This is a genomic window from Gordonia sp. NPDC058843, from assembly GCF_042743165.1.
GTDB lineage: Bacteria > Actinomycetota > Actinomycetes > Mycobacteriales > Mycobacteriaceae > Gordonia.
In genome coordinates, this window is record NZ_JBHYNC010000009.1 from 112,152 (window position 1) to 133,839 (window position 21,688).

Genomic DNA, 21,688 nt, shown 5'->3' on the forward strand with positions numbered 1-21,688 from the left:
GTCACTCCTGTTTGCGAATCGAAAGTCGCATTGCCTCGACCGGTCGGCTTCGCCGGTTGATGCAGGTAGGCAATCTCAGACTTTTGTCCAGTTGTGGTTCACAACACACCATAGACTATGCTTTAGTGAAAGTGCAGTCACAAACGAGAGTCCATTGGAGCAGACATGACCATCGCTGACGACATCGACCTGATGGATCTCCGCCCATTCGCGGCCGGTGTCGACCACGACGTGTTCGCACGGCTGCGCGCCGAGGACCCACTGCACTGGAACGCCGAGGTCGACGGACCGGGCTTCTGGTCGGTGACGCGCTACGAGGACGTCAAGACCGTGGCCTCCGACGCCGAGAACTTCACCGTCACACAGGGCACGCAGATTGCCGGCCGCCGTGCCGAGGGTGAAGGCGCCCGCAGCATCCACCATGTCGATCCGCCCGAACACGGCAAACTACGCGGAATCGTCACCCCGCATGTGCGGCCGGTGAAACTCAAGTCGCTCGAAGGTGACATCTCCGCGGTCATCGACGAGCTGCTCGACGAACACACCGGCGCCGGCGACATCGACTTCGTCGCCTCCATCGCCGCGCAACTCCCGCTGGTCATGATCGGGCGACTGCTCGGCGCCCCTCTCGAGGACTGCCCCAACCTGCTGCGCTGGACCAACCAGATGGCCAGCGAGGATCCCGACTACTCGGAGGGCCCGGAGACCGCGGTGAAAGCGCGCGACGAGGTCTTCGACTACTTCCGGGGCTTGGAGAAGCTGCGCCGGGAATGTCCCGCCGACGACCTGATCAGTGTGCTGACCGCGGCCGAACTCGACGGTGTCCCCCTGTCCCGTGGCTACCTCGACGCCTACTACCTGATCTTGATGGTCGCCGGTAACGAGACCACCCGGAACCTGCTCTCCGGCGGAGTGAACGTCCTGGCCGAGAATCCGCACTGGTGGGAGTTCATGCGGGAGAACCCCGCCAAGATCCGGGTCGTCGTCGAAGAGATGGTCCGTTGGGTCTCACCCGTGCTGTCCATGCGCCGCACCGCAACTCGCGACATCGAGATGCACGGCAAGACGATCCGCGAGGGCGACAAGGTCGTGATGTGGTTCTGCTCGGCCAACCGCGACGAACGCGTCTTCGACGACCCCGAGACCTTCATCGGCAACCGGTTCCCCAACGAGCACCTCGGCTTCGGGTGGGGCGCGCACGCCTGCCTCGGTTCCAATCTCGCACGCCTCGAAGCGCGCCTGTTCTTCACCCGCGTCATCGAGCGGGGACTCGACGTCACCGTGCTGGACACACCGAACAGGTTGCAGAGCAACTTTTTCCGCGGCATCAAGACCCTGCCGGTCCGAATCGAGGCCACCCGATGACCACGATCGGAGAGGTGGGCACCCTCACCGATCTCGGGATCGGCCCGGCCGCCCTGATCGAGGATCGCGAAGTCTCCGCCGGTGCTCCGATTCCGGTGATCAACCCGTTCACCGACCGCGAGATCGGCGCGACCCGCGAGGCCGGCGAGACCGTCGTCGACGAGGCCGTCGCCGTCGCAGTCGGTGCCCTCCCGGCGTGGTCGCAGACGCCGGTGGCTCAGCGGACCGCCGTGCTGCGCGCGACCGCCGACCTCATCGATCGGCGCGGCGAACGGATCGCGGCACTGGTGACCGCCGAAATGGGCATGCCCGTGATGCTGTCCACCGCGACGCAGCAGGTGCTGCCGGCGACGGTGCTGCGCGCGACCGCGGATGCGGCCGAGAGCTTTCCCTGGGAAGAGACTTCCGACGGGGCGACCGTGCGCCGTGTCGCCGGCGGTGTCGTGGCCGCGATCACCCCGTGGAACATGCCGGTTCATCAGATCATCGCGAAGGTCGCGGCCGCGCTCGCCGCGGGGTGCACCGTCGTCCTCAAACCCGCCGAGGCCACCCCCTTCGATGCCGCGCTCGTCCGCGGATGCTTCCTCGACGCGGGTCTCCCCGCTGGCGCGTTGACCATCGTCAACGGCACCGGGCCGGTGACCGGTCAGGCCCTCGCGGCACACCCGGACGTCGCACACGTCTCGTTCACCGGCAGCGTCCGCGGCGGCAAGGCGGTCGCCGCGGCAGCGGCGGAGTCGTTGGCACGGACCACACTCGAACTCGGTGGCAAGTCCCCGGCCGTCGTCTTGCCCGACGCCGACCTCGACGCCGTGGTGCCGCGCATCTTGGCTTCCGGATTGGTCAACTCCGGCCAGGCGTGCAACGCCACCACCCGGCTCGTGATGCCCTCCGCTCACGCGGACCGCATCGAAACGCTGATCGATGCCGCTCTCGCTCGTTTCGTGTTCGGCGACCCGACCGCTCCGGAGACCACTCACGGCCCGCTCGCCTCCGCTGCGCATGCCCGACGGGTTCTCGACCACATCGATCAGACTCGTCGGGTCGGTGCCCGGGTGATCGCCGGAACCGGCGAGCATCTCGACCTCGGCGACTGCCGTTCGTTCGTCTCCCCGATCGTCTTCGGCGATCTCGATCCGACCGCATCCGCGGTCCGCGAGGAGATCTTCGGTCCGGTCCTGGTGGTGCAGTACTACCGGGACGTCGCCGATGCCATCGCGCTGGCCAACGACAGCCAGTACGGCCTGTCGGCCGAGGTGTGGTCGGCAGAGCGAGATCTCGCGATCGACGTGGCCAAGCACCTCGACGTCGGGCAGATCAAGGTCAACGGGGTGCGTACCCGCGAACGGCCGGCCGTACCCTTCGGTGGACTCAAGAACTCCGGTTACGGACGCGAACTGGGCGGTGCCGGGATTTCCGAGTTCACCGAGATCCAGGCGGTGATGGCATGACCCGTCCGACCCCTGCCACGCGCACGGTGACCGTCACCGGGGCCGCCTCGGGCATCGGGCTGGCCCTGGTGCAGCGACTCCTCGACCGTGAGCCCGCGACGAAGGTCATCGCCGTGGACATAGCTGCGTGTCCGGACGACCGTGCCCACTCGTTGCGCTGCGACCTCTCTGATCTGGAAGCGATTGCGGCGCTGGATCTCCCCGACCACATCGACGCGCTGGCCAATGTCGCCGGGGTCCCCGGAACCGCTCCGGCGGAGACGGTACTGGCGGTCAACACCCTCGGCCTGCGGGCATTGACGTTCCGGGCACTCGAGCGGATGTCCGCAGGCGGCGCCGTGGTCAACGTCGCCTCGATCGCGGCACACCGCAACACGCTCGCGCACGACGACATCGTCGCCCTGCTCGCAGTCCACGACCGAGAGGAGTTGCGCGCCTGGCTGTCCCGGGTGCAGATCGACGGACCCGCGGCCTATGACACATCCAAGCGCGCCGTCGTCGACTGGACCGTCGCCCTGTCGGCTGCGCTGCAGCCTCGAGGAATCCGAGCGCTGTCGGTGAGCCCCGGACCCACCGACACCCCGATCCTGTCCGACTTCGAGCGGTCGATGGGCGCGGATGCCATCGCACGGTCGTCCTCGATGGTCGGTCGCCACGGCACTGCCGCAGAATCGGCATCGGTGATCGACTTCTTCCTCGGCCCGGACGCCGCCTGGGTCAACGGCATCGACGTACCCGTCGAGGGCGGACTCACCGCCTTGCGCGCAGCGGCCATCCCCATTCCCTTGTCCCGAACCCGTTCTCGGGTCGACATCGCCGAGTGAAAGGCCACTCAATGAACACACCAGCCGTCCTCGCCCTGGACGGAACCGCGCCGGCCGATCGAGAGCTCCTCGGCGGAAAGGCCTACAGCGTCAATCGCATGCGGTCGCTGGGATTGCCGGTCCCGCCGGCCTTCGTCATCACCACGCCCGTCTGCGCCCAGTTCCGGGAAGCGGGCGGTCAGCTACCCGAACACATCTGGGATGACGTGCTCGCCCAGTTGCGTGGTCTCGAACAGGAGACCGGAAAGGTCTTCGGCGCGGGTCCGTTTCCGCTGCTGGTCTCGGTGCGCTCGGGCGCAGCCCAGAGCATGCCCGGCATGATGGACACCGTGCTCAATCTCGGTCTCACCCGGGAACTGACCGCCCAGCTCGCCGAGGCCACCGGCGATCACGACTGGGCACGCGACACCTGGGAGCGGTTCTGCGCCGGCTACGGCGACATCGTGCTCGGCGACGCCACGGCCCCTCCGCCCACCGACCCGTACGACCAACTGCGCGAAGCGATCGGCGCCGTGTTCTGTTCCTGGACCAACGAACGGGTCACCGCGTATCGACGCCACCACGGTCTGGGCGAGGGCGGCGGCACCGCCGTGACCGTGCAGGCGATGGTGTTCGGCAACCGCGACGACCGGTCCGGGACCGGTGTGGTGTTCAGCCGTGACCCGGCAACCGGGGCACCCGAGCTGTTCGGTGAATGGCTCGCTCGGGCGCAGGGAGAAGACGTCGTCTCCGGTGAGCGCACACCCGAGAGCATCGACTGCTTCCGGACCCATTCGCCACAGCTGCACGCCGAGCTCGGCGCCATCTCGAAGACGCTCGAGAACGAGCATCGCGATCTCGTCGACATCGAGTTCACCGTCGAGAGCGGCACGCTGTACATGCTGCAGTGTCGCTCGGGAAAGCGATCGGCGCGTGCGGCGGTCCGCATCGCCGTCGACCTCGTCCGCGAGGGGCTCATCGGTCGTGACGACGCGATCTCGCGTATCAGTGCCGAACAGGCGAAGGCGTTGTCGCAGAACAACTCCGCAGACACCGCTGCCGACGTGCTCGCCTCGGGCACGGGTGCGGGCCCCGGGGCCGCGGTCGGCGTCGTCTACACCGACACCGACGACGCATGTGCCGCCGCGGCACGCGGGGAGCACGTCGTCCTCGTCCGTCCCTCGACGTCGCCGGCCGATGTGCCCGCGATGTTCGACTCCGTGGCGGTTGTCACCGAGGTGGGCGGTACGACGTCCCACGCCGCCCTGGTGTGCCGCGAGATCGGGGTGCCGTGCGTGGTCGGGTGCGGAACCGGGCTCGCCGATACCCTCACCGGGCAGACGGTCACCGTCGACGGGTCGACCGGAAAGGTCTATGCCGGTGATGTTCTCAGCGCCGAGGAGTCCGTCGACGAGTACGTCGAGGAGCTGATGTCGTATCTGCCCGCCGGCGTGCCGCCCGAGCATCCGCTGGCCGAACTGATCACCGCACGGACACTGCAGGGGGCCTGATGAGTACCGACACCGGACCGGACGCCCGTGCGCACGACGGGATCGACGCGGCCTATTCGGCAGCCGGCCTTCTCGACCACACCGTGGCCCCGGCCAAACGTGCCAACAAGCGCGGTGAGCAAACGCGCGACAAACTGGTCAAGGCGGCCACGGAGTGCTTCACCGAGTACGGGTACACCCGCACCCGGATCTCCGACATCACCCACCGGGCGGAGATCTCGCAGGGGAACTTCTATCGCCATTTCGTCAGCCTCGACGACATCTTCCTCGCCGCACTGAGACCGTCACTGCTGGAACTGGCCAACGCCCGACTGCGTCCCGATCGCGCCCAGGGCGAATTGCAGTCGCTGATCGAGGTCAACACCACCTATCTGCAGGCCTACGCCCGCAGTCGCCACATGTTGCGACTGCTCCGAGAAGCGGCGGCGGCCAGTGAGAACCGAGGATTCCAACAGCTCTGGCTCAATCTCCGAGGCGACTTCGTCCGGCGCACCGAACGCTGGCTCGACCGTCTCGTCGCCAACGGGACCATCGAGTCCTGCGACACCAATCTGCTGGCCGAGACCCTGGGGTGTGCCACCGAACAGATGGCCTACATCCACGTCGGCCTTCCGGCCAGCACCCCGCGGCGCGAGCGTCTCGAGGCACTCGGCACCGCGCTCGGCGAACTCTGGTATCGGGTCCTCCCTCTCACCTCCAGGACCACCACATGACCCGGTCCGCCGGCTCGACCGTCGAGCGCACCCTCGGGGTCGACGTCACCGTCACCGCGGTTCGCGACGAGACAGCCGAGGCCCGCACGATCGTGCTGGACTTCCCCGTGGCCACCGACTACCGGCCCGGACAGTTCGTGACGGTGCGCATCCCGAGCGATCGCACCGGCTTCGTCGCACGCAGCTATTCGCTGTCCACCGCTCCCGGGGTCGACGCCGCCCCGGCGATCACCGTCAAGCGAACCCGAGACGGCTACGGGTCGAACTGGCTGTGCGACAACGCCGCGCCCGGACTGACCCTGCACGTCATCCCACCGTCGGGGGTCTTCACGCCGCATTCCTGGGAGCACCCGCTGTATCTTTTTGCGGCCGGGAGCGGCGTGACGCCGGTGATGTCGATCCTGCGCTCGGCTCTCGAAGTCCACGACACGGCGGTGACGCTGTTCTACGCCAACCGCGACCGCGAGTCGACGATTTTCGCCGAGGCGATAGACGAGCTGGCCGCGCGCCATTCCGAACGGTTGACGGTGCATCACTGGCTGGAGGCCGACCAGGGTCTTCCCACCTCGGACGCGATCGGCGACGTGGTCGCCGGTGACGGCGAGGCTTTCGTCTGCGGTCCGGCACCGTTCATGGACCTCGTCGAGCACGCCCTCCGCGAGCGGGGTCTGCACCACGAGGCGGTCCACGTGGAGCGATATGTCTCGTTGACCGGCGATCCGTTCACCCTCGCGACTCACGACCACGATTCGAACGCGCAAGAGGTCACCGCGCACATCGACGGCGACGTCCACACGGTCCGCTGCGGCACGGACACCGTCCTGCTCGACGCGCTCCTCGCCGCCGACGTCGACGCGCCGTACTCCTGCCGGGAAGGCGACTGCGGATCGTGTGTGGCCCGGCTGACCGCCGGCGACGTCGACCACGGCAACGGCATCGCGCTGGAACCAGAGGACATCGACGACGGATACCTGCTGACGTGCCAGGCGACGCCGAAGGGCGCGGTCACGATCGAGTTCGACTGAGTCAGATCGCAGACGCGGACCGGGCGCCACTCGCCCGGAACTACCCTCGCACCACCGAGGCCTCGTGGGGCCGGACGAGGGCCGGACCCACCCATCGGGCGAGAAACCGACGCAACTGCGCTCCGTCGTGAGGGGCCGGACCCCGATCGACGAGGTAGGAGTGCAGTAATCGCAGCGTGAACTCGGCCAGCTCGTCGACATCCCTGTCATCGAAACCATGGGATGCCCAGTCGACGTCGAACCGGCGCAACATGCCGCGGCCGAACGCAATCGCGGTCTCCCCGGTCAACGACACCGTGGTTCCCGCTCGGCCCGGCTCGCTGAGCAAGAGCCGGATTCGTTCATCGCCGGCCAGATTCTCCACGCTGAAGGCCATCGACTCGACCATGGCAGCCAATGGATCGGTCAGTCCCTGGATGTGACGCGCCAATTGGTCGAGAAAGCCATCGGCCGATCGCATGGCCACCGAGATGAGAAGCGCATCGGTGCCCGGAAAGTACCGGTACACGGTTTGTCTCGTCACACCGAGAGACCTTGCAACATCGGCGATTCGGACTGTCGAGCCAGGCTCGGCGATCATGGCGCCGGCCGCGTCGAGTATCCGGTCGATGGCTTCTCCATCCGATGCGGGCGCATTGCCCGACCAACCGTGACTACGCATACGACTCCCCCCAGATCTTCGGGTGAACAGGTCTCAGAGTCATCTGCACGTCCCGATCATAGTGCCGGACCGTCGGCCGAGATCTGTGTCGTGACGGCGCTGCCGCCGAGGTCACTGCTACACGCCATCGATCTCCTCCGGTGCGATCATCACCGAAACGCCACCATACATTTTTCTTCAGGCGTATGGTCAACCTTCAGTACGGCGTCGGCGTCCGATCCGTGGGGGTCGGCCGCAGCAATGGGAGGAATGGCGATGGCTTTCGACACGATCATCCGGAACGGGCTGTGGTTCGACGGGACCGGGGCAACCGCTGAGGTCCGGGATCTCGGCATCACCGACGGTCGAGTGGCAGCGGTTTCTGCCACACCCCTCGACGCCGACGGGTGCGACGACGTCGTCGACGCATCGGGCAAGTGGGTCGTGCCCGGATTTCTCGACATCCATACCCATTACGACATCGAAGTGCTGGAGGGCGCGGGTCTGGCGGAGTCGGTCCGGCACGGGGTGACCACGGTCGCCCTGGGATCATGCTCGATCTCGACGATCCACGCAGATCCCGTCGTCGCGGGCGATCTCTTCGGTCGCGTGGAGGCCATCCCGCGCGACCATGTGATCGCCTCCCTGGAAGCGAATCGCACGTGGAACACCGGCGAGGAGTACATCCGCGCGATCGAAGACCGGGCACTGGGCCCCAACGTCTGTTCGTTCATCGGACACTCGGACATCCGAGCCAGCACGATGGGACTCGAGCGCTCGACGGATGACGACATCAAGCCGACGAAGGCCGAGCTCCGCCGCATGGAACGCCTCCTGGTCGAAGCACTCGATGCGGGTTTCATCGGACTGTCGACGAACCAACTGCGTTTCGACAAGCTCGACGGCGAGCTGTGCAGATCACGTACGTTGCCGTCGACCTACTCGAAGTTCCTCGAGAAGAGGCGCCTCAAAGGCATCGTGCGCAGGCGTGGTCGGATCCTGCAGTCTGCTCCAGACATAAAGATGCCGCTCGACATCGCCTTTCAGGCGCTCGGGTCCATCGGTCTGCGTCGCAAGCCCTTGAAGACCACGCTGCTCGCCGCGGCAGACGTCAAATCCAATCCGGTGTCGCCGTACGTTCTGCAAGGCCTGGCAACCGTCGCCAACCGGCTGGGCGCGAATGTGCGCTTTCAACACCTTCCGGTCCCGTTCACGGTGTACGCCGACGGCATCGACTTCGTCATCTTCGAAGAGTTCGGGTCCGGCGAGGTGGCCATGCATCTGACCGACTGCATCGAGCGCGACGAATTGATGCGTGACGAGGACTACCGACGTCGGTTCCGAAAGGACTACGACCAGAAGTTCGGGATCCGCGTCTGGCATCGAGACTTCTTCGACGCCGAGATCACCGACTGCCCGGACCCTTCCGTGATCGGCAAGTCTTTCGGACAGGTCGGACTCGATCGAGGCGGCATACACCCGGTCGACGCCTTCCTCGATCTGGTCCTCGAACACGGCCGGAAACTCCGGTGGTACACCACCATCTCGAACCACCGCCCGGAGATACTCCGGAAGTTCGCGACTGCGGACTTCATCCAGCTGGGATTCTCCGACGCCGGCGCCCACCTGCGGAACATGGCGTTCTACAACATGGGCCTGCGACTGCTCAAGCACGTGCGCGACGCCGAGCGGGCCGGCACCCCGTTCATGTCGGTGGAGAGGGCGGTGCACCGGCTGAGCGGTGAGATCGCCGACTGGTACGACATCGACGCCGGTCACCTCCGGGTGGGGGACCGCGCGGATCTGACGATCCTCGACCCAGAGCACCTCGACGAGTCGCTTGACGGGTATCACGAGGACCAGGTGGCGCAGTACGGCGGGCTCTCGCGAATGGTCAACCGCAACAACGAGACCGTGCGTGCGGTGTTCATCAGCGGCAAGCGGGTGATCCGTGACGGAGAACCAACCGACATCCTCGGGGTCCGCCGTACCGGGAGCTTCCTGCGTGCCGGTCGTCCGACGCCTCCACCGACAGCTTCTCGGGCGGGTGTGCAAGAGCGATCCTCGGCCGTCGCCCGGTGACCGCCACATCGTCACCGCGCACTCTGCGGATCGAGCTGCCCGAACTCACCGTCGCGGCGTTGACCTGGGGTCCCGATGTCGGGCCACTGGCGATCCTGCTGCACGGGTACCCCGACTCGGCTTGGTCGTGGCGATACCTCGGACCGGCGCTGGCTGCGGAGGGGTATCGAGTCGTCGCACCGTTCACCCGTGGCTACGCGCCCACCGACATCCCGTCCGACCGGGACTTCAACATCGGCGCCCTCATGCACGACGTCCTCGGTCTGCACCGTGAGCTCGGGGGCGGCGACGACGCGGTGCTCGTCGGACACGACTGGGGTGCGGTGACCGCGAACGCCATCGCCGCCTATGAGGGGTCCCCGTTCCGGTCTGTTGTGTCGATGTCGGTGCCCCCGGTGCCGGCGATGACGAAATCGGATCTGTCGCTACGGAATCGCCTACGGCTGTCGCGCCGACAGGTGCGGATGAGCTGGTACATCATGTTCAACCAGCTACCGTTTGTCTCCGAGCGATCTCTCGACCGGCTCATCCCCAGATTGTGGCGTGACTGGTCACCGGGTCACGACGCAACCAAAGACCTCGAGTACGTGTTCGCCGCGCTGCCCACTCTCGAGAACCGCTGGGCGGCACTGCGTTACTACCGATCGGTGCCGTCGCTGCGCCGGCCGAATGCGCGTTACCGCGATCTGCAACGCGTGTGGCGTGGTGCCCCGAGGGTTCCCACTCTGTACCTCCATGGGGCGGACGACGGATGCATGCAGGTCGAATACGTCGCGCCGGTTCGAGATGTCCTGCCGCCGGGCAGTCGGGTGGCGATCATCGACAAGGCCGGTCACTTCTTGCAGGTCGAACAACCAATGGCGGTGAATGACAACGTCATCGCGTTTCTGGCCGGCTGACGGTTCGGGCAGCGGCGCCTCGTGGATGACCCTTGTCCACCCGGATGGCTCGACAGGCCCTCGGATCGGTCCGAAGGCGTGGGAGGACCGCGGAGAACTGCAACACGGCTGAGGAGATGACGAGGACCTGGATGGCGCGCAGTGGCGACGCTGCGCCGATCCGGCCGCAACCGAGGAGGGTGAGATGTTCGATCTGAAGATCACTGGTGGGACCGTCGTGGACGGCACCGGTGGCGACCGTTACACCGCGGACGTCGGGGTCAAAGACGGACGGATCGTCGAGATCCGCCGGCGCGGAGCCGACGACGCTGCGCTCGAAGGTGATGCGACCGAGACGATCGATGCCACGGGGAAGATCGTCGCGCCCGGATTCGTGGACATCCACACCCACTACGACGGCCAGGTCAGTTGGGACAGCGTCTTGGAACCGTCCAGCAATCACGGCGTGACGACCGTGGTCGCGGGCAATTGTGGTGTCGGGTTCGCGCCGGTGCGCCCGGGGAGTGAGGAATGGCTGATCTCCCTGATGGAGGGAGTCGAGGACATTCCCGGTACCGCGTTGACCGAAGGAATCACCTGGGGCTGGGAGACCTACGAGCAGTACCTCGACGTGATCGGAAAACGCGAGTTGGCAGTCGATTTCGGCAGCCAGATCGCCCACGGGACGGTGCGGGCGTATGCCATGGGGGAGCGTGGTGCCCGCAACGACGTCGCAACCCCTGAGGACATCGCGGCGATGAGCAAGCTGGTACGGGACGCGGTAGAGGCTGGGGCGCTGGGCTTCTCTTCGTCGCGAACCATCGCACACCGGGCAATGGACGGAGAACCGGTGCCGGGGACCTTCGCCGCGGAAGACGAGCTGTTCGCCTTGGGGCGAGCCATGGCCGCCGGTGGTCAGGCCGTGTTCGAACTCGCTCCTCAGGGCGCGGCGGGAGAGGACATCGTCGCTCCGAAGAAGGAACTGGAGTGGATGCGGCGGTTGGGTGCCGAGATCGACCGACCGCTGAGCTTTGCCCTCATCCAGGTGGACGCGGACCCCGGTCTGTGGCGCGAGCAACTCGACATCTCGGCGGCCGCGCACGAATCCGGCAGTCGGCTGCACCCGCAGATAGCCGCTCGGCCGTTCGGGATGCTGCTCGGATTCCCGGGACACCACGCCTTCACCCACCGGCCCACGTACCGACGACTCAAGGCCCAGTGCACGCGTGAGGAACTCGCTTCCAGGCTCGCGGAACCGGCTGTGCGGGCCGCGATTCTCGCCGAGGACGACTTGCCCATCGACCCGAACAAGTTGTTCGACGGCATGTTCGCCCTCGCGCAACACTGCACGGATCGCTTGTTCCACCTCGGAAATCCGCCCAATTACGAACCCACCGAGGAGGACTCGGTCGCCGGTATCGCGCGTCGGCGCGGCGAGGATGTGCTGGCGACGATGTACGACCTGATGCTGGAGGCCGACGCCGGAAACATGCTGATGTACCCCATGTTCAACTATTCCGACGGCAACCACGACGCGATCCGGGAGATGCTCACCCACCCGGCCGGGGTGATGGGTTTGTCCGACGGTGGGGCCCACTGCAGCATGATCTGTGACGCGTCCTATCCCACATTCCTGCTGACGCACTGGGCCCGAGACCGCAACCGGGGCGCCACTCTGTCGCTGGAGTACGTCATCCGCAAGCAGGCGTATGACACCGCGCAGCTGTTCGGACTCACCGACCGTGGAGTGGTTCAGGTCGGAAAGAAGGCCGACCTCAACGTCATCGACATGAACGCACTCCAATTACACGCGCCGCGAATGGTTCACGACCTACCCGCCGGTGGCCATCGGTTGATCCAGGATGCGTCCGGGTACACGGCCACCATCGTCAGCGGTTCAGTGACCCGCCGCGACGGTGTTGACACCGGCGCCCGTCCCGGTCGGCTCGTCCGAGGGGCGCGCTGAGTGACCTTCCGGTATGACCCGCGGCATCGCCCCAGCCAACCCGGCCGTTCCGCGCCCGATGCCTTCTGTGTCGAGAATGTCACCGTCGCAGAGCGGGTTTCGCTGGCGTTTGTTCGCGAGGGTGTCGGCGGGGTGCCGTTGCTGCTGATCCACGGCTATCCGGAGACCAAACGGATCTGGTGGCGCAACATCGAGGCCCTGGCCGCTGCGGGGTTCGAAGTCATCGCACCCGACCTCCGGGGTTTCGGTGACAGCGACCTGCCACCCGACGACCGGCATGACATCGTGACCTACTCCCGAGATCTCTTCACCTTGATGCACGACAGACTCGGCCACGCGTCATGCATCATCGCGGCGAGTGACGTGGGCGGGGTGGTGGCCACGGACATGATCCACCGTTTTCCGGGTTTCGCGGACGGGTTCTGTGTGTTCAACACCGTGCCTCCGATGGGCGTCGACTATTCGGGTATCGGACCCGGCAATGCCATGCCCGAGGCGAGCGCGAAAGACCCAACCGGGGACTATCGGTGGATGCAGGGCGCGTTCCCCGACGAACTCGCGACGATGCTGCCCTCCCCCGAAGCTCGTCGGCAATGGGTCGCGGCCATGTACACGAACCGGTTATGGGGTTCGAAGTACGCATTCGATCAGGATGCAGTCGATTTCATGACCGAGCCTTTCGCCGATGAGGCGCGGCTACGTGCCGGGTGGGCGTGTTACCAGCTCGCCTATGAGCGGCCGATGACCGAATTGCCACTGATGGACCCGATCGAGGTACGCACACTCATTCTCTACGGACCGGACGACCACGTCATCGACGAGGACTTCGTCCCACGATGCGAGCGAGCATTTCGCAATCGAATCGGACCGCTGGTGATTCCGGGCTCGGGCCACTTCCTCCAATGGGAGCGTGCGGATATCTTCAACCAACTGCTACCCGCCGTTTTCGGGCCCCGGTGATGGAATGGCAATGACCCCATGCCGACGTACGAACCCAACAGATCTTCGGATATCAGATCGGATAATCATGCTCGACAACAGCTTTCATAGTACGGGCCGTGTAGGTCACCTGCGCGCCGCGCCCCGGCGTCGGCGAACCAGCGTCACGACACCGACGGAGGTGACGCCGTGAGCGAGCAGTGCAATCCCACGTTCGATCGCATCGCCGGGACCCTCGGCGACTTCAGCTGTCAGGATGCGCCGGCAGTCGTGCATCTTCGAAACCCGCTCGACCTGTCCAACGGGACGCTGCCGGTGCTGGAGCTGATGATGGTCTTCGGGGCAGCGTTCGCCTTGTGGTACGCGATCCGCCGGTTACGACGTCAGGGCGATCCGACGAATCTGGCGCTGTGGGTTGCCACCGTCATCTACTTGTTCGTCATCGAGGTCCCCCTGTACTTCCCGAACGTGTTCGGCATCGAAGACCAGTTGGGTGTGGTGTTCGTACACAACGTGTTCACGGTGCAGTTCCTCTTCGAACGGCTACCCCTCTACATCGTCGCGTTGTATCCGGCCGTGGTGATGTTGGCGTACGAGATCGTCCGCAGCCTCGGGGTTTTCCGAGACCGCGGGATCATCGTCGGCGCAGTCTGCGTGGGCTTCGTACATCAGTGCTTCTACGAGGTCTTCGACCAACTCGGTCCGCAGCTGCGCTGGTGGGCGTGGAACTCCGACAACAACCTCAACCACCCGATGTTCGCATCGGTGCCGATGACCAGCATGTCGATCTTCGCCACTCTCGGTCCGATCGTGGTCACCGTGCTGGTGATGCTGTTGGTCGGACGGAAAGCACAGCGCGACGGCGCCTTCGGCGGGGTGAGCCTGAGTTGGCGCATCGTGGTGATCGGTGTGCTCGTGCCGGTCGGCATCGGGATCCTCAGCACGCCGACGTCGCTGTTCGGCGGCGACAACCCGAATACGACCGCGCAAGCCATCGTGTTCTCCCTGGAACTCGGTGTTGTGGCCGTGATTGCCCTGTCGGTCCTGATCCCACAATGGAACCGTGCGCGCAGGGATGGCGGTGGGGCGATTCCGAACGAGTTCGTGCGCGTCTTCGGGCCGATCTACCTCCTGGCGCTCGCGGCGCTGTGGATATCAGCGTTGCCGGATTATTTCAGTGCGAGCGACGGCGTCACCACCGACGGCACACCGATCGGTAGCCTGCTCTACGCTTCGGTCTGCTTCGTCGTAGCGGCTGCCCTCGTCGTCGTCACGTCGTTTGCCGTCACGTCGTTTGCCAACCGGAGTGACACCGACGAGCAGTTGCCGACCCACGCCGAACCCCCATCCGGGGACCGAGGAGTGCCCCCGCACCGGTGAGCCCCGCGATGTGCCTGTCGCCCATCGATGCCGACCCGTGCAGCCGCATTGAGACGATTGTCACGAATCGTTCCCGGGCTCACCGTTGCCGCCGGTCAGGAGGTGGACCATCGAGGCGGCCATGTCCGATTGGTGCATTTCGGCCCCGGCCGCGAACCGCTCGATTCTGAGCACATGTGATATCAGATACCTGTTCGTCTTTCGCCCCATAGTCGTGAGGACAGGTACATGATTCGAGCCAAAGCGCTGGCCGCCGTTGCGGTGGCCGCGATGCTGACGTGGACGGGATTCGGTGTCGCAGCCGCGGATCCGAACATCCAGTTGCCCGGCCGAGACGACGGGACGTCGAACTGCGCGGTGCTCAACGGGCGCGCCCTCGCCGGGTACATCGGCACCGGGGACCCGCAACCGAGTCGCCCGATCGACGAGCGGTTCGCGACGGCCCCGACCGACTGGTGCAACACGAACGTCGGCTACAGCAAGACGTCGTATGGTCCCGACGGCGTGACCTTCGAGGCGCCGCCGACCGTCGAGGGCCTCTTCCCGTACAACAACGCAGAGATCCTGGCGAAGCCGGTGTTCGAACCCGGGCAGACGATGACGATGCGGGTCGGCGGCACCGAGCAGATCAAGTCCTGGAACGGAACCACGGGCTGGGGCGTGTCCAACCGTTCGATCGATCCGCTGGGACTCGAGATCGCCTGGTTCATGTACAACGGCTCCGCCGGGCTGGTCGGCCAGGCCAGCACGCTGACCGCACCCATCGCCCACGCGCTCGGCCAAGATTTCCCCAAGGGCTTCTTCATGATGGTCAAGAAGTCGGGAACCCTTGTCCCCCAAGCCCGCCTGCTACCGATCAGCATCCTGGACGGGCAGCACGACTACGCGGTGAAACTCGGCGGCAAACAGGTCGAGTTCTATGTCGACGGCAAGAAGGTCGGCACGTTCGACAACGCTCCGACCGGCAACTGGACCGACATCTCGCGCCAACCGGTCCCGCTGTTGGGCCAGATGTGGCTGGACTCGAGTTACTGGTTCCCGCTCCCGATCCCGGAGTACAACGGTCGCCGTCAGACCGCGACGATGAGCCACTACCGTCAGGGCCCCTCCGCCACGACCCCGTTGACGTTCGACAACTGATCGACGTCTCCCCCGGCCCGATGGCCCCTGCCGACCACGTGTGGGCAGGACCATCGGGCCGTCGGCATGCAATCGGATCCCGAGCATCTCGATCACCGCACATCATTCAGAGCGGGCGGATGCGGACCTCGGTTCGGTCGGCCAGGTCGACGTCGAGAGTCGAGTGTCCGGTACCGTCAGCGGTCACGGTGACCGGGGCCGGCGCTGCGGAGTTGTCGACGCGATATCGTCCGGCGGGCGTCAATCGCGCGAGTCGCAGCGTCGACCGGCGAACCACACTGCCGGGCCGGAGAACCAGTTCGAGTCCCTCGCCGTCGGTGACCGCCTTGGCCACGAGCACATCCGGATAGTCCGCACCGGCGAGGATCGGCCCTGTCGTCCACGCAGCCGGGAGGTCACCGGCGGACAGGCCCCGCAGCCCGTCGGGCACCATGAACCGGCTCAGCGCATATGCCAGCGACACCCAGGTGGAGACGCCACTCATCTTGCGCGCACCCGACTCCGACGTCTCGAACCGGAATCTGTCGGTGATGGCCAACTCGAGCGAGTCGGCGGTGTGGGTGTCACCGATCTCCCGCGCCGCGCACAGGACGTTGACCCACGCCCACGCGTCACCCATCCGGTATGAGCCGACGTCGAGGTGGTCGATCGGTTCGGTACGTAACCGCACATCCGACCCGGACCCGACGATTCGCCTGCGCCGCAGCGTCTCCCACGTCGACTCCGCCAGATCCGGCATGACGCCGTTCAGCCAGTAGGTCATGATCGCGTCGTTCGACAGCGTCGGTGGCAGCGCGAGGCCCGCGGGTCCGCGACCGAAACGGAAACGCCCGGAACGGGTCAGGTATCCGTGATCGGTGAACGCGGCGCGGGTCCGGGTGACGAGGTCACCCGTCAGGTCGGTGTCGTGCAGGCGGTCGTACCCCCGCAGCCCGACGAGGGCGATCGTGTTGCACATCGGGTAGATCAGGTGCGGCTCACAGGGATACATCGTGTGCTTGCTCGCCCGCATGTTCCGCACGATCGCCTCGGCGATCGATGTGTATCCGTAGTCATAGCGGCGCGTCGGACTCCACACCAGCGGGAGGGACCCGTCGACGTCGAACGAACGGTCGTCGTTGAGCGTCTGCTGGAACGCGATCATCGCGGCGAAGAATCCGGTGTACATGACGTTGCCGAACACGATCGGGTCCGGGTTCCAACGGAGGTAACCGGCCAGTCGTTCCGTCGCCCAGTATCCCCAGACCTTCTTGTCGCACATCTTGCGGATCATCGTCGCCTGCGCGTCGGCGAGATAACCGGTGAACGCCGGGGTGCGGGTGTATTGCGCCATCGACAACGCGTAGCCGACATAGTTGAGCTGGTAACGAAGCGCGCTCCCGCCGATCTGCTCGAGACGGGTGAACCCGTCGAACCGGTCCAGCGGTTGCAACGCGAGGTCGAGCAGGTACCGCTGCGTCGCGAGCTCGTCGGGTGTCGACTCCCTCACTGTCGGAACGGTTTCCGGAATGGTCATGAGCGTCCTCGTATCAACGGCGCGGTCGGTCTGGGCGCGGGGTGCGGAAGGTCGCCGAGCAGCACCACGCCGATCCCGGCGGCGAGCAGGCACGACGCCTGGAACATGTGATGGGCGAACGAATCCGGCAGGTGATACAGGCCGAGGACATGCATGTCGACGACCATGAGTTCCAGGAACACGACGCCGGCGGCCAGTGATCCGCAGCCCGCTGTCTGGGTTCTGGTCAACGGGTCGACGCCCCTGGCCGACAGCACCCGGCCGAGGCCGGCGGCGGACGCCGCGATGAGCACGACCACGACGCTGCGGACCAGCCACGACGAGGTGTCGGCGACATCATGGGCCACACCGAGGACCACGAGCACCGCCGAGGTCGCCAGGTACAGGCCCGCGGCGATCGCGCCCAGACGCAGTGTCCATGCGGCGATCGCCCGGCGCCGGGGTAGCACCGGCAGCTCTCGATGAGTCCGGTCGAACGGAGCCCCAACGACTTTCATCCCGGTCGCGGGCCTGCGCACCGCGGGCGCGAAACCCGCGTCGGTGCTCGTGCGGCGCCACGGGAGCAGCCGGTGCACCACGGCCAGCACCAGCGTTGCCACGATGCAACACACCATGAGTCCTCCCGAATCAGCTGCTGAAAGGGACGATAGACCGAATTCGTCTCATCCGTACGCGGTTTGCGATCGGCGGGTGCGCGGCCGAATGTCTACTTTTGCGGACTTACCCGACCTGTGCGGTGCGTCATAGCTTCGTGGACGTATCACCCACGTCACACAGGAGTGTTCGCCATGAGCAGGCTGAAGTTCGGTACCTTCCTCGCCCCGATCCACGAACCGGGGCAGAATCCCACGCTGCTGCTGCAGCGCGACCTCGAGTTCGTGCAGTACCTCGAGCAGCTCGGGTACGACGAGGCCTGGTTCGGCGAACACCACTCGGCCGGTGCCGAGATCTACGCGTCGCCGGAGATCATGATCGCCGCCGCCGGCGAGCGCACCAGCCGCATCAAGCTCGGCACAGGCGTCACCTCGGTGTCGTACCACAACCCGCTCTGGGCGGCCGAGCGCATGATCATGCTCGACCACCTGACCCGGGGCCGCGCCCTGTTCGGTCTCGGCCCGGGGTCGCTGCCGACCGACGCGGCGATGCTCGGTCTCTCGCAGATCGACACCCGCGAACTGTTGGCCGAGAACACCGACATCATCATGCGCCTACTGCGCGGCGAGACGGTCACCGCGAAGACCCGTACCCACGAGCTCTTCGACGCGAAGATCCAGATGGCCCCGTATTCGGACCCGCTGTTCGACGTCGTCGTCGCCGCGATCGCCTCCCCCACCGGCGCACGGCTGGCCGGCAAGTACGGCATCGGCCTGCTGTCGATCGCCGCCACGCTGACCGCGGACGGTTTCAGCGCCCTCCAGCATCACTGGGGGCTCCTCGAGGAGTTCGCGGCCCAGTCGGGCCGCAGTGACGAGGTGGATCGCTCGACCTGGCGTCTGGTGGGTCCGTTCCACATCGCCGAGACCAAGGAACAGGCGTATCGCGACGTCGAGCACGGCATCGAGTACTGGTTCAACTACCTCCAGCACGTGGCGGCGTTCCCGCAGATGGACGTCCGGGGCACCAACAAGCACGAGATGATCGACTTCATCAACACCTCCGGTATCGGCGTCATCGGCACCGCCGAGGAGGCTCGCGCCCAGGTCCAGCGTCTGGTCGATCAGTCCGGTGGATTCGGCACGCTGCTGATCCAGGGTCACGACTGGGCGAACCCGCAGGCGACCCGACGCTCCTACGAGCTCTTCGCCCAGGACGTCATGCCGTACTTCCAGGGTCAGGCCCAGCCGATGATCGACGCTGCCGCGCGGGCCCAGGCGGTGCGCGAGGGCCAGGCCGCCGAACATGTCAAGGCCGTGGAGCACATGACGAAGAAGTACGAAGCCGAGCTGGGACGGGTGTGACGATGGCGAACATCGAGGTGACCAAGGACTTCTCCCGGTCGGCGGAGGCGGTGTGGGCCTGGATCGGTGACACCGGCGGCGTCGCCACCTGGATTCCGGCGATCGATTCGTCCCGGATGGACGGCGACGTCCGCCACGTGGTTTTCACCGACGGGGAACCCGCGCGGGAACGGATCGTGCAGTTCGACGCGGAGGGACGCACCTACTCCTACGAGTACATCGACGGTCCGCTCCCCCTCGAGCACTACCGCTCGACCGTCACCGTCCTCGAGACCGGCGACGACACCAGCTCCGTCCGCTGGTCCGCCGAATTCGGAGCGGGCTCATCGGAGGTGGAGGCAGAACTGGCGAGCGCCATCGAAGGCATCTACGCGGCCGCGCTCGACGAGCTCGCGGTCAAGGTCGTCCCGGTCTGACCAGCGCGGTGGGTGCGGTGCCACCGCGCACCGCACCCGCCGTACACACCGGGCCGTACTCGGAAAGGAAGAGCATGAATCCCACACACACCGTCGACGGTGCGCACACCATCCACGCCGCCGACACCGCGTCGGTGCGCGACCGGTTCCGGGAAGTTCTGGCGCACTTCGGTTCCGGAGTCGTCGTCATCACCTCGCAGGACGCGTCGGGGGCGCCGGTCGGGATGACCGTCGGCTCCTTCACGTCCATCTCGATGGAGCCCCCGCTCGTCGGATTCTTCGCCGGGCACACGTCGTCGACACTGCCGTCGGTGGTGGCGAACGGCACCTTCTGCGCGAACGTGCTGTCCGAGGACCAGCACCGGCTGGCACGCACGTTCGCCCGCAGCGGCGCGGACAAGTTCGCCGGGGTCGACTGGTCTGCGGCCGCGAACGGTTCGCCCCGTCTGCACGGCGCGCACGCCTGGATCGAGTGCACGATCGACGAGCACCGTCCGATCGGAGACCACGAACTGGTCGTGGGCCGGGTCGACGCGCTCGGCATCCCGGCCGCCAGCGAGCCGCTGATCTTCCATCGGTCGCTGTTCCACGGACTCCGGGCGCACCGATGAGCTCGGTGGGCCCGAAGAGCCCAGACCGCCCGAAAAGCCCAGACCGCCCGAAGAGCCCGGACCGCCCCGCGATCGCACGGTGTCTCGATGAGCTCCGCGCCGGGCGTCCGGTGATCGTCGTCGACGATGCCACTCGCGAGAACGAGGCCGATCTCGTGATGCCCGCGCAGTTCGCGGATGTCGACGACATCGCCTTCTTCCTCGACCACACGTCGGGTTTCCTGTGCGTCGCGATGACCGCGGATCGGTTGATCGAGCTGGAACTGCCACCGATGGTCGACGAGCCGACCGACCCGCTGGGCACCGCTTTCACGGTGAGCGTCGATGCGACCGTCGGCGTCACCACCGGAATCAGCGCGGCTGATCGGGCGCGGACCATCCGTGCTCTCGCCGACCGCGACGTGGGACCGGCAGATCTGACCCGGCCGGGACATGTGATGCCGTTGCGCGCCCGGGCCGGTGGCGTTCTCGAACGCCGCGGGCACACGGAGGCCGCCGTCGACCTGTGCGCCGAGGCCGGACTCGAACCGGCCGGCCTCATCTGTGAACTCGTCAGCGCCGACCGGCGAGGCATGCTCGCGCGAGACGACGTCGGGGCGTTCGCCGAGAGGCATCATCTGGAAGTGATCTCGATCGCCGAACTCGTGGCCCACCGCCGGTCGGGATCGTCGGTGACGCGGGGTGCGGCCTGCCGGATGCCAACCGATCACGGCACGTTCGATGCGATCGCCTATCGAACCCACAGCGGCACCGAGCATCTCGTCCTCGTCCACGGGGACCCGACCCGCGGTGAACCACTCGTCCGTGTCCACAGCGAATGCCTCACCGGCGACACGCTGGGATCGCGGCGGTGCGACTGCGGCGCGCAACTCCGGGCGTCGCTGCAACGGATCACCGACGCGGAGTGCGGGGTCGTGGTGTACGTCGGCGGACACGAGGGACGCGGTATCGGTCTGTCGGAGAAGATCGCCGCCTACCGGCTCCAGGACCTCGACGGCGTCGACACCGTCGATGCGAACCTGCGCCTCGGACAGCCCGTGGACATCCGCGACTATCGCGACGCGGCGGCCATCCTGCACGACCTCGGCGCGCAGCGCATCCGGTTGCTGACCAACAACCCGGCCAAGGTCGAGGGACTCGCGGCCGCCGGGATCGAGGTCACCGAGACGGTCGGGCTCGAGATCGCCCCCACCGCCGACAACGCCGGTTACCTCGCCACCAAACGCGATCGCCTCGGCCACCGGCTCACGGCGTCGACCGCGGTGGTCTGAACAGCAGTGGCGCCCCGAATGAT

Annotated in this window: 19 protein-coding genes; 16 read left to right on the forward strand and 3 right to left on the reverse strand. The window is 66.4% G+C overall.

The window, feature by feature from the left end; translation table 11 throughout:
- Positions 1 to 165: 165 nt before the first annotated feature.
- Genes ACFW3F_RS09310 through ACFW3F_RS09335 form a run of 6 tightly spaced genes read left to right on the forward strand, consistent with a single transcriptional unit; the run spans position 166 to position 6,868 of the window.
- On the forward strand, positions 166 to 1,365 hold the full coding sequence (locus ACFW3F_RS09310) for a cytochrome P450 (RefSeq protein WP_388056526.1): 1,200 nt from the start codon (positions 166 to 168) through the stop codon (positions 1,363 to 1,365).
- Entirely contained in the window at positions 1,362 to 2,816 is a 1,455-nt protein-coding gene (locus tag ACFW3F_RS09315; RefSeq protein WP_388056528.1) for an aldehyde dehydrogenase family protein, read from the forward strand. The genes ACFW3F_RS09310 and ACFW3F_RS09315 overlap by 4 nt, the downstream gene beginning before the upstream one ends.
- The gene (locus tag ACFW3F_RS09320) at positions 2,813 to 3,640 is read left to right on the forward strand and encodes an SDR family oxidoreductase (RefSeq protein ID WP_388056530.1); all 828 of its coding nucleotides are present in this window, start codon (positions 2,813 to 2,815) and stop codon (positions 3,638 to 3,640) included. The genes ACFW3F_RS09315 and ACFW3F_RS09320 overlap by 4 nt, the downstream gene beginning before the upstream one ends.
- An 11-nt stretch (positions 3,641 to 3,651) precedes the next feature.
- Positions 3,652 to 5,130 carry a pyruvate, phosphate dikinase gene (locus ACFW3F_RS09325; RefSeq protein WP_388056531.1) on the forward strand — a complete coding sequence of 493 codons (1,479 nt, stop codon included), beginning with the start codon at positions 3,652 to 3,654 and terminating at the stop codon, positions 5,128 to 5,130.
- On the forward strand, positions 5,130 to 5,843 hold the full coding sequence (locus ACFW3F_RS09330; RefSeq protein ID WP_388056533.1) for a TetR/AcrR family transcriptional regulator: 714 nt from the start codon (positions 5,130 to 5,132) through the stop codon (positions 5,841 to 5,843). The genes ACFW3F_RS09325 and ACFW3F_RS09330 overlap by 1 nt, the downstream gene beginning before the upstream one ends.
- Positions 5,840 to 6,868 carry a 2Fe-2S iron-sulfur cluster-binding protein gene (locus ACFW3F_RS09335; RefSeq protein ID WP_388056535.1) on the forward strand — a complete coding sequence of 343 codons (1,029 nt, stop codon included), beginning with the start codon at positions 5,840 to 5,842 and terminating at the stop codon, positions 6,866 to 6,868. Before ACFW3F_RS09330 ends, ACFW3F_RS09335 begins: the two co-directional genes overlap by 4 nt.
- Before the next feature lie 40 nt (positions 6,869 to 6,908).
- Here the strand turns inward: ACFW3F_RS09335 and ACFW3F_RS09340 are convergent, their stop codons facing one another.
- Entirely contained in the window at positions 6,909 to 7,529 is a 621-nt protein-coding gene (locus tag ACFW3F_RS09340) for a TetR/AcrR family transcriptional regulator (RefSeq protein ID WP_388056537.1), read from the reverse strand.
- 255 nt (positions 7,530 to 7,784) lie between these two features.
- Between ACFW3F_RS09340 and ACFW3F_RS09345 the strand changes: the two genes are divergently transcribed.
- The 6 genes from ACFW3F_RS09345 (at position 7,785) to ACFW3F_RS09370 (ending at position 15,893) form a co-directional block, all read left to right on the forward strand.
- The gene (locus ACFW3F_RS09345) at positions 7,785 to 9,590 is read left to right on the forward strand and encodes an amidohydrolase family protein (protein ID WP_388056539.1); all 1,806 of its coding nucleotides are present in this window, start codon (positions 7,785 to 7,787) and stop codon (positions 9,588 to 9,590) included.
- On the forward strand, positions 9,587 to 10,489 hold the full coding sequence (locus ACFW3F_RS09350) for an alpha/beta fold hydrolase (protein WP_388056541.1): 903 nt from the start codon (positions 9,587 to 9,589) through the stop codon (positions 10,487 to 10,489). The genes ACFW3F_RS09345 and ACFW3F_RS09350 overlap by 4 nt, the downstream gene beginning before the upstream one ends.
- 184 nt (positions 10,490 to 10,673) lie before the next feature.
- Positions 10,674 to 12,434: an amidohydrolase family protein gene (locus ACFW3F_RS09355; protein WP_388056543.1), complete on the forward strand. Its 1,761-nt coding sequence runs from the start codon at positions 10,674 to 10,676 to the stop codon at positions 12,432 to 12,434.
- Positions 12,435 to 13,394 carry an alpha/beta fold hydrolase gene (locus ACFW3F_RS09360; protein WP_388056545.1) on the forward strand — a complete coding sequence of 320 codons (960 nt, stop codon included), beginning with the start codon at positions 12,435 to 12,437 and terminating at the stop codon, positions 13,392 to 13,394.
- Positions 13,395 to 13,562: 168 nt separating this feature from the next.
- Complete coding sequence (locus ACFW3F_RS09365) at positions 13,563 to 14,753, forward strand: hypothetical protein (protein WP_388056547.1); 1,191 nt, start codon at positions 13,563 to 13,565, stop codon at positions 14,751 to 14,753.
- A gap of 228 nt (positions 14,754 to 14,981) precedes the next feature.
- Positions 14,982 to 15,893, forward strand: a complete 912-nt coding sequence (locus ACFW3F_RS09370) for a hypothetical protein (protein WP_388056549.1) — start codon at positions 14,982 to 14,984, stop codon at positions 15,891 to 15,893.
- 106 nt (positions 15,894 to 15,999) lie between these two features.
- On the opposite strand, the gene ACFW3F_RS09375 is transcribed toward ACFW3F_RS09370, so the two are convergent.
- Both ACFW3F_RS09375 and ACFW3F_RS09380 read right to left on the reverse strand, forming a co-directional pair.
- Positions 16,000 to 17,409, reverse strand: a complete 1,410-nt coding sequence (locus ACFW3F_RS09375) for a hypothetical protein (RefSeq protein WP_388056551.1) — start codon at positions 17,407 to 17,409, stop codon at positions 16,000 to 16,002.
- Positions 17,406 to 18,008: a hypothetical protein gene (locus tag ACFW3F_RS09380; RefSeq protein ID WP_388056553.1), complete on the reverse strand. Its 603-nt coding sequence runs from the start codon at positions 18,006 to 18,008 to the stop codon at positions 17,406 to 17,408. The genes ACFW3F_RS09375 and ACFW3F_RS09380 overlap by 4 nt, the downstream gene beginning before the upstream one ends.
- A gap of 189 nt (positions 18,009 to 18,197) precedes the next feature.
- On the opposite strand from ACFW3F_RS09380, the gene ACFW3F_RS09385 reads away from it, so the two are divergent.
- The 4 genes from ACFW3F_RS09385 (at position 18,198) to ribB (ending at position 21,665) form a co-directional block, all read left to right on the forward strand.
- Positions 18,198 to 19,367, forward strand: coding sequence for an LLM class flavin-dependent oxidoreductase (locus ACFW3F_RS09385; protein ID WP_388056555.1), 1,170 nt, complete (start codon positions 18,198 to 18,200; stop codon positions 19,365 to 19,367).
- 2 nt (positions 19,368 to 19,369) lie between these two features.
- Positions 19,370 to 19,783, forward strand: a complete 414-nt coding sequence (locus ACFW3F_RS09390) for an SRPBCC family protein (protein WP_388056557.1) — start codon at positions 19,370 to 19,372, stop codon at positions 19,781 to 19,783.
- A gap of 74 nt (positions 19,784 to 19,857) precedes the next feature.
- Entirely contained in the window at positions 19,858 to 20,394 is a 537-nt protein-coding gene (locus ACFW3F_RS09395) for a flavin reductase family protein (protein WP_388056559.1), read from the forward strand.
- Positions 20,391 to 21,665, forward strand: a complete 1,275-nt coding sequence (gene ribB, locus ACFW3F_RS09400; RefSeq protein WP_388056561.1) for a 3,4-dihydroxy-2-butanone-4-phosphate synthase — start codon at positions 20,391 to 20,393, stop codon at positions 21,663 to 21,665. The genes ACFW3F_RS09395 and ribB overlap by 4 nt, the downstream gene beginning before the upstream one ends.
- Positions 21,666 to 21,688 lie beyond the last annotated feature (23 nt).